The organism is Flavobacteriales bacterium (genome assembly GCA_013214975.1).
In the GTDB taxonomy this organism is placed as follows: Bacteria; Bacteroidota; Bacteroidia; order DT-38; family DT-38; genus DT-38.
The window spans coordinates 1-4,304 of sequence record JABSPR010000033.1; the positions used below are offsets into that span (position 1 = coordinate 1).

5 protein-coding genes are annotated in these 4,304 nt (G+C 38.1%); 3 read left to right on the top strand and 2 right to left on the bottom strand.

Going from position 1 to position 4,304, the window contains the following annotated elements; genetic code table 11:
* Positions 1–499, top strand: a 499-nt coding sequence (locus tag HRT72_02370) for a gliding motility-associated C-terminal domain-containing protein (protein ID NQY66555.1), incomplete at its 5' end; no start/stop codon positions are given.
* A 96-nt stretch (positions 500–595) separates the two neighbouring features.
* Complete coding sequence (locus HRT72_02375) at positions 596–1,003, top strand: hypothetical protein (GenBank protein NQY66556.1); 408 nt, start codon at positions 596–598, stop codon at positions 1,001–1,003.
* Between the two features lie 23 nt (positions 1,004–1,026).
* On the opposite strand, the gene HRT72_02380 is transcribed toward HRT72_02375, so the two are convergent.
* Positions 1,027–1,515, bottom strand: coding sequence for an Lrp/AsnC family transcriptional regulator (locus HRT72_02380; GenBank protein ID NQY66557.1), 489 nt, complete (start codon positions 1,513–1,515; stop codon positions 1,027–1,029).
* Positions 1,508–1,984 (bottom strand): Lrp/AsnC family transcriptional regulator, encoded by a 477-nt coding sequence (locus tag HRT72_02385; GenBank protein NQY66558.1) that lies wholly within the window; start codon positions 1,982–1,984, stop codon positions 1,508–1,510. The genes HRT72_02380 and HRT72_02385 overlap by 8 nt, the downstream gene beginning before the upstream one ends.
* 738 nt (positions 1,985–2,722) lie before the next feature.
* Between HRT72_02385 and HRT72_02390 the strand changes: the two genes are divergently transcribed.
* Positions 2,723–4,304 (top strand): hypothetical protein (locus tag HRT72_02390; protein NQY66559.1); only part of this gene is annotated, 1,582 nt, incomplete at its 3' end.

The following is a 4,304-nucleotide window of genomic DNA, read 5'->3' on the forward strand; positions in this document are numbered from 1 at the left end:
ATACTGGAGTGCTGTAGAAGATGTAGACTCTGACGATATGATCCGAACAGAGGTTGGAGAAGCAGAAGGCGATAGTATGCCATACTTCACATTCGAGAATCTGATGCCAATTACCTTCTATGCGAAGTTAACTGTAACCAGAGATGGCTACTGTCCAATTTCGGATAGTGTATCCTTTAACGTAAGAACGGTATCTTGCCTATACATCCCAGATGTATTTACACCAAATGGTGATGGAGTGAATGATTACTTCGATATGATTAAGCACTGTAACCTAGAAACGTTTGTTGGCGATATCTACAACAGATGGGGTGAGAAGTTATATCACTGGGAGAATGCCGAAGCATCTTGGGATGGAAGAACAATGTCTGGTGAGGAAGTACCAGATGGCGTTTACTTCTATGTGATCTCCGCCAGAGGCTTCGATGGAGTTAATCGTGCCGACATGGACGATGAAAGTGTAGAGACAGTAGCTGGTAGTGTAACTCTTATTAGGTAGCTACTATACTCAGTATAAGTTTAATAAAAGGGGTTGTGTTATTCACAATCCCTTTTTTATTGCTAAGTTGGTATTCCTTAAATAACAATTAGAACTATGAAAGAAGAAAACAAAGACGATGCATCCTGTGAGATTGTCCCGGATGCAGTGGAAGTCTTTCAATCTGCTCAGAAGGATGAAGAAGTAGGACATTGTATTGTCACAATCTTATGTACTCTGAAATCCGAAGAAGCAAGAGAAAAATACTTGGCTTTAACACGAAGTATCGCGATACCTAAAAAAGCTAGTCATCCATCTTGCATAAGAGTCACTCAAACTATCCCTCAGAATACGGATAAAATCCAAGTATTATGGATTCAGGAATGGATGAAGCTAGCTGATTTTAAGGATGTGATGAAGGATCTGTTTAAAGAAGGTTCTCCAATAAACCAAGTAAATGAATTACTTGAATGCAATCCAGTACCAACTTTTAGCAGACTAGTAAAGACGGAAGACGTTGGCTAGTTAATCTATGAGCCTTAAAACTATTATTTAGACTTTCCGGGTATAATCTTGTCCGTTACCCTTTTTCCCCATTTAAGGATATTGAAATACATCGTAACGTCCGTTTCTTCCACGCCATCAATCGAATGAATTTCATCGTTTAATATTTGAAATAATTTTTGATTACTCTCGGAAAGTAACGAGATATCGATGCTGTATTTTCCGGATGAAACGGCAATAAAACAAACGTTTGTAACCGATTTTAGTTTTTCTGTAACGGCGTTAATTTTATTCGCGGGTTTAACACTAATAGAAACTCGTGCAAAACTCATGAGTCCTCTTTTGCTGGGTGCAACCCAGCCTTCAACAGCTAAAATCTTTTTTTCGACTAATTCGTTATACCTATTTCTAACCATCCCAACCGAAGAATTCATTTCGGCAGCAATGTCAGTAAAAGACTTTCGGCCATCGTTTCTAAGATGCCTCATTATTTCGAAGTCCTTTTCGTCTATTTTAAATTCTTTATCACTCATTCTTTATACTTATAGGTAAGTCGTTATCTTGTAAGATGTCGAAATACTGTGTAATGTCTGTTTGATTTACTCCTTTAATGTTAATGATCTTGGTATGAAGTATCTTGGCTAAATCTGAATTGTCTTTACAAACAACGTCAACTTCAATACTGTATTGACCAGATATTAAAGCCATGAATGGAATTTCATCCAGTTTCATGAGTTCCTCAACCACATTTTCTAACAAGTTCATTGGCTTAACTTCAATTAATACCCTCGAGTATCCATTGTAGCCATTTTTGGTAACATCTGTCCATCCCACAACATGGAGGATATTGTGTTTAACCAAGTTTTTATATCTATTATGGATGGTGGCAACAGAAACGTTTAGTTCCTGGGCAATATCTTTAAAAGACATTCTGCCATCAATGTGTAGAAAATTGATAATCTGTGCATCTTGCTTATCAATTTTATATTCGTTTTCTTTCATTGTACTAGTTCTCATCAATAAAATCGCAGAATAGTAAGCCTAATTTGCGTTCCGAGGGAAAAGTTAGCGATTTTTTTTACAAACCATTTAGTTCTCTTTTTTTTAGCAAAAAAATAACTTTTCTCAATCGTTGAAAATGCTGATTTTGATACGAGTTATCGACGTGTAGAGATACAATGAAAGAGGTATATATTAAAAAATAGTATATTTATATTCTAATAGTTGCAAAATATATAAGTATTGAAGCCTATTAATAAAAAATTCTCAAAATTATTCTCTCTCAGTAGGCAACCTTTTATGCAAGTACGCGACTTATAGTATGAACACGGTTTTAATTATGCGTTCATAAAGAATGTAAATGCCTGCATGCGAGAGAGTTGGGGTGTATAATAATGTGCTTGTATCGTAATGCATATCCTGCATTTTACACTTATGCACAATTGTTAACAACCCAAAATATTTTTGAGATTAAGAGGCAACCTTTGCTCCTTAATTACGACATGTCTGTAATGAACATGAATTTAATTAACAACAAAAGACGAATAAGGCGATAAAATTAATTAAGTAGACAGGAGTATAGCGTTTAATTAATTATTTTTGGAGTATATACTCTCCTAGATTTGAAGCAAGTAAAAGAATATTGAACATATGATGATGTTAAATCGGAAATTACCTAAGAGCTATATGAACAAAAGGTTTATAGGCATTTTTATTCTTATGCTAATTAGCAGCATGGCGATGGCGCAAGTTGAAATTTGCGACAATGCTTTGGATGATGACGGAGATGGCTTCATTGATTTGAATGATTCGGATTGTTTATGTGGTGGGGTTCTAACCTTATCCGATACTGGCTTGGTATCTAATTTTAGTATGGAACACACAACCGGCTGTATAACTGAGAAATGGGCATATATGAATCCGTTGCCAATCGACGATTGGCCAGTTCCTTCCGACCCGGGTAATAATGGCTCTACAGATTGGTTTGATGCAAATTGTGGTGCACCATTATACGGTGGTCTAGATGATGCTATTGCTTCACATGCAGATGCTATAAATCAACCGATATTGGGAGATGTTTTTCAAGGAGCGCAAGTAACGGATGATTGGAGAGAATACATGTCTTTTAATTTGCATTCCCCAGCGTTGGCAGGCGTTGAGCATTGTTTTAACTTTTGGCTAGCGGAAACAGCAAATACAGACTACCTTGAGGGCGATTGTGAGATGGATCCCTTCACTCCGTATCCTATGCAACTTTTTGGAAGTAATGCTGTTAATGCGGATGGTTCACATTTAGGTGGATGGGCAATGGGGACAACCTGCCCGACGGGCTATGAGAAACTAGGGGCCCCATATGTGAATTCAGGATCAACTGATGAAGTATGGGATAACCATTGCTTTTGCTTTACACCGACTGTAGATATTAATAGCATGTATTTTGGGATGGACTGTGAAGAAATACCTGGTTACAATGGCTATCCTGATAAGGCTTGTACTTTATATCAACTCTTCGACAACTTTGTAATTTCTGCAGATATTTCTTGTACAGGCGTATCTTTCGCAGCTACAGTTGGTGTTGAAGGTGGCGGCCAGAGTAGTATTGATGCAGGAAATGCACAAAAACCATGTTCTGGAGCTTTCGCGTTAGAGGGAATTACAGATACGATGGATTGTCCTTATCAATGGTATTTAGAGGACATTGCAATTGTTGGACAAAGCGGAACTTCCGTTAAGAATTTTCCGCATGTATTGGATGTAGAAGCTCTTGTAAATGCAGGGAGTCTTTCACCTGCTGATGGTATAGGTCAGTATACTTTTAGAGTAGATTGTGGAATTGATGGTGCGACTTGCGATGATTTTACGGTAACCACTGCTGGGCCTTCCCTGTCGGAGGAATTCGCTGTAAGACCAGTTTGTAATGGCCAATGCGATGGAATAATTCAGGTTAATTCTTATGGTGGAAACCCAAATTATACGATTGATTGGACAAGCGATATTGGTGGATCTGGTTCTGTGGTGGGAGTTGCAGGCGATGTCACGTTCGACCCACTTTGTCCTGCAATCTATGACATGACTATTACCGATGCATTATTATGTACAGGAGTATTAGTCGTCGATTTAGCGGCTACCGCTCCAGTTTTATTAGAAAACCCAACTGTTAATCCAGAAACTTGCACAACAGATTGCGATGGTTCTATAGACATTACTGCAACAGGAGGTACATACACACCAAGTTATTCTCCAGTTGTTGAATATGGAGACGTTGATAAAATTAAGGCAGGCGAGGAAGAATGGTTCGAAGTCTGGTTCGATCCGGCAGCAG